General features: G+C 76.2%; 2 protein-coding genes and 1 pseudogene. 1 reads left to right on the plus strand and 2 read right to left on the minus strand.

Annotated features, from left to right (window positions below; genetic code table 11):
- Positions 1-165: 165 nt before the first annotated feature.
- Positions 166-1,152 carry an SMP-30/gluconolactonase/LRE family protein gene (locus ACSNOD_RS29160; protein ID WP_436770075.1) on the plus strand — a complete coding sequence of 329 codons (987 nt, stop codon included), beginning with the start codon at positions 166-168 and terminating at the stop codon, positions 1,150-1,152.
- A gap of 580 nt (positions 1,153-1,732) precedes the next feature.
- On the opposite strand, the pseudogene ACSNOD_RS29165 reads toward ACSNOD_RS29160, so the two are convergent.
- Positions 1,733-2,662: pseudogene (locus ACSNOD_RS29165) on the minus strand (PAC2 family protein); the annotation flags it as partial.
- Between the two features lie 268 nt (positions 2,663-2,930).
- The gene (locus tag ACSNOD_RS29170) at positions 2,931-3,731 is read right to left on the minus strand and encodes an SDR family NAD(P)-dependent oxidoreductase (protein ID WP_436770076.1); all 801 of its coding nucleotides are present in this window, start codon (positions 3,729-3,731) and stop codon (positions 2,931-2,933) included.
- Positions 3,732-4,062: the final 331 nt, after the last annotated feature.

A 4,062-nucleotide genomic window follows, 5' to 3' on the forward strand; every position in this document is an offset into this window, starting at 1 on the left:
CGCTCGCCCCACCGGACCCTGCCGCCCCGCCCGGCACTGTCTGCACCAACGGCACCAACGGAACCACCCGGCACCACCCGGCACCACCCGGCACCGCCCCGGCCCCCGTCCGCCCTCGCCCGGCACCGCCGGAAGGGCCCGGATCGCCTGGAAAGGATGTGCGGCATGAAACGTCACGTCTCGCCCGTCACCCGTCGGGGGGTCCTCGCGGCGGGGGCCGCCCTGGGCGGCGCCGCGGTGCTGGGGCCGCTGGCCGGCGGGGCCCGCGCCTCCTCCGGCGCCCGCCGCGAGCGCAAGCCCTGGCCCACCACGCTCGCCCTGCCCGACGGCTTCCGCCCCGAGGGCATCGCCATCGGCTCCGGCCCGTACGCGTACCTCGGCTCCCTGGGCGACGGGACGATCTACCGCGCCGACCTCGCCACCGGCCGGGGCGCGCCCATCGGCGAGGGGCCCGGGAAGCCGGCCGTCGGCCTCAAGATCGACCGCAGGGGCAGGCTCTTCATCGGCGGCGGGTCCTCCCGCGAGGCCCGCGTGGTCGACTCCCGCACCGGCAGGGTCCTCGCCACCTACCCCCTCGGCAACGCGGCGACCATGGTCAACGACGTGATCCTGACCCCGCGCGCCGCCTATGTCACCGACTCCTTCAACCCCTGGCTGTTCGTGCTGCCCCTGGGGCCGTACGGGCGGCTGCCCGAGCCGCGCGACATCGTCACCCTGCCGCTCACCGGCGAGTGGACGCAAGGCCCGGCGTTCACCGCCAACGGCATCGCCCGTACGCCCGACGGCCGCGCCCTGCTGGTGACCAACGCCCCCTCGGGGGCGCTGTTCCGGGTCGACCCGCGCACCGGGGACGCGCGCGCGGTGCCGCACACCGGGCCCCGACTGGTCGACGCGGACGGGCTGTTGCGCCTCGGCCGGACGCTCTACGTGGTCCAGCAGCGGCAGAACGCCGTGGACGTCCTCCGGCTGGACGCGGCCGGCACCCGCGCCGAGGCGATCACCCGGATCACCGACCCGCGGTTCGCGATACCGACCACCGCCGCGGCCTTCGGCAATCGGCTCTATCTGCCCAACGCGCGCTTCGACGTGGACCCGCCGCTGCCCACGACGCCGTACACCGTCGTGGCCGTGCCGCTGGTGCGGGGCGACTGAGCGGCGGGGCTTCGGGACCCGGGGCCCGGGCGTCACGCGCGAGGGGGTGGCGCGCCGCGCCACCCCCCTTCAGGTCCTAGTCGGCACCCGTGCCGGAGCCGGAACCCGGCCCCTGTTCGGTGTCGGGTCCGCGTCCGCCGCGCCCGTCGTCGACCGGGCCGTTCGGGGCGTCCGGGGTGTCCGGCGTGTTCGGGTCCGGGGCACTCGCCTCGCCGGGGGGAACCTCCGGGGAATCGGCACCGGCGGAGTCCGTGTCGGGGTCGCCCCGGCCGGGGCCGGCCTCGGTGGGGGAGTCCTGCGCCGGAGCCGAGCCCTCCGCGGGCGCGTTCCCGGCGGGAGCGGTGCCTTCCGCCGGAGCCCGGCCGGCCGCCGGGCCGTCCTCGCGCGCCGTGGCGCCCTCGTCCCGCGCCGACGGCTTGCGCGGCCGCGTCCGCCCGCTGGTGCTGTCCCGCAGATACGAGCCCTCGCGGCCCTCGCCCCGGGCCTCCTTGCCGCCGCCGTCCCGCAGGTCCCTGCCGTCCCGTGAGTCTCTCGACTCCTTCGGCTCTCTGGACTCCCGGGCGTCTCTCGACTCCCCGAGGCCGCCGTCCGTGGCGTGGCCCGCGGCCGGCTGACCGGGGCCGGGGCCTGGGCCGGCGACGGGGCCGGGGCCCGTGGCGGGGCCGGGCTGGCCGTCGCGGCGGCGCAGATAGCGCTCGAACTCACGCGCGATCGCCTCGCCCGACGCCTCCGGCAGATCGGCCGTGTCCCGCGCCTGCTCCAGCGACTGCACGTACTCGGCGACCTCGCTGTCCTCCGCCGCCAGCTGGTCCACGCCCAGCTGCCAGGCGCGCGCGTCCTCCGGCAGCTCGCCCAGCGGAATGCGCAGGTCGATGAGGTCCTCCAGCCGGTTGAGCAGCGCCAGGGTCGCCTTCGGGTTCGGCGGCTGGGAGACGTAGTGCGGCACCGCGGCCCACAGGCTCACCGCCGGCACACCGGCGTGGGTGCACGCCTCCTGCAGGATGCCCACGATGCCGGTGGGGCCCTCGTAGCGGGTCTCCTCCAGGTCCATCGTGCGGGCGAGGTCCGGGTCCGAGGTGACCCCGCTGACGGGGACCGGGCGGGTGTGCGGGGTGTCGCCCAGCAGCGCCCCGAGGACGACCACCATCTCGACGCCCAGCTCATGGGCGAAGCCCAGCAGCTCGTTGCAGAAAGAGCGCCAGCGCATGCTGGGTTCGATGCCGCGCACCAGCACCAGGTCGCGCGGCTTCGCCCCGCCGACCCGGACCACCGAGAGCCGCGTGGTGGGCCAGGTGATCTTCCGGACTCCGCCGTCCATGAACACGGTCGGCCGGTTCACCTGGAAGTCGTAATAGTCCTCCGCGTCCAGCGCCGCGAAGACCTCACCCTTCCACTCCCGGTCCAGGTGCTCGACCGCGGCGGAGGCGGCGTCGCCGGCGTCGTTCCAGCCTTCGAACGCGGCCACCATGACCGGGTCGATCAGCTCGGGCACCCCCTCGAGCTCGATCACCCAGCGCCTCCTTCCGACCGGGGCGGTCGCCCTGACCGCCGCCGGCTGCCGTTCCATTGCGTGCGAACCCAGCCTACGGCTTCGGCCCGGCCGCATCGCAGCCCCCATGCAGGTGCGCCTCCGGATTCGTCCGGGCCGCGGCCCACGGGGATCGGCTCAACTCGCCGGGCGCCGTCGGGCGTTGTCGAGCGGCCGCCCGCCGCGCGTCGGACGGCCGGAAAGGTCCGATGTTCTCCTTCGGCCGAGCGGGGCCCGGCCCGCCCCGGGCTCAGGTGCGCAGGTGCGACGCGCCGTTGAGGTCCACCACGGTTCCCGAGGCCCACTCGGCGCGCGGCGAGGCGAGCCAGAGGACGGCGTCCGCGATCTCGGCCGGGTCGGCGACCCGGCCGAACGGGCTCTGGGCCCGGATGGCGGCGCCCTGCTCCCCGGCGAGCCGCGGCGCGACCCGGTCCGTCTCGATGAAGCCGGGCGCGACGGAGGTGACGGCGATGCCGTGCGGGGCGAGCGCCACGGCCAGCGACTGGCCGAGCGCGTGCACGGCGGCCTTCGTGGCGCCGTACGCCGGGTGGTCCGGCTCGCCGCGGAAGGCGCCCCGGGAGCCGACGTTGACGATCCGCCCACCGCCGCCCTGCTCGATCATCCGCTGGGCCGCGAGATGGCTCAGATGCGCGGTGGCGAGCAGGTTGACGCGGACATGGTGCTCCCAGGCGGTGGCCCACGCGTCGAAGGGGGTGGTCGCGGGCGGGTGCGGGGTGTTGACGGCGGCGTTGTTGACGAGGACGTCGATGCCGCCGAGCGCCGCGACGGTCCGGGCCACCAGTGTGGTGGCTCCGGCCGGCTCCGACACGTCGGCGCCCACGAGTATGTGGCCGTCGCCCGGCAGCGCGGCGAGGGTGGCCTCAACGTCCTCGCGGCGGCTGCCGTAGTGGACGGCGACGCGGTCGCCGTTGGCGGCGAACGCGGTGGCGAGGGCGCGGCCGAGGCCGCGGGAGGCGCCGGTCACCAGGACTCGGCGTCCTGCCTCCGCGAAGCGGGGGCGCTTCGCGCCCGTAGCGACGTTCCGGTGCATCGGCGTTCCTTCCGTCGATCTTCCCGTCACCCTAGCGGGGTGCCCTCTGGGCTCGGTTCGCGCGACGTCCACGTTGTGGGTCGCCCCTGACGCGACGCTCGTCGCCGCGAGCCCCACGGGCTTTCCCCGGCCCGACCCCACTTTCCCGCGCCGAAGGCGCGGGGTCTTGTCCCCGGCCTTCGGGACGAAACTCCCCTTTCCAGCCCCGAAGGGGCTGGCGTCTTTCCCCCGGCCGAAGGCCGGGGGCCCGCCCTTTCGGGGCGAACCCTCTTTCCCCGCCCCGGAGGGGCGGGAATCTTTGCCCCGGCCGAAGGCCGGGCCCCCTCCCCCC

This window comes from Streptomyces sp. URMC 123, assembly GCF_051386515.1.
In the GTDB taxonomy this organism is placed as follows: Bacteria; Actinomycetota; Actinomycetes; order Streptomycetales; family Streptomycetaceae; genus Streptomyces.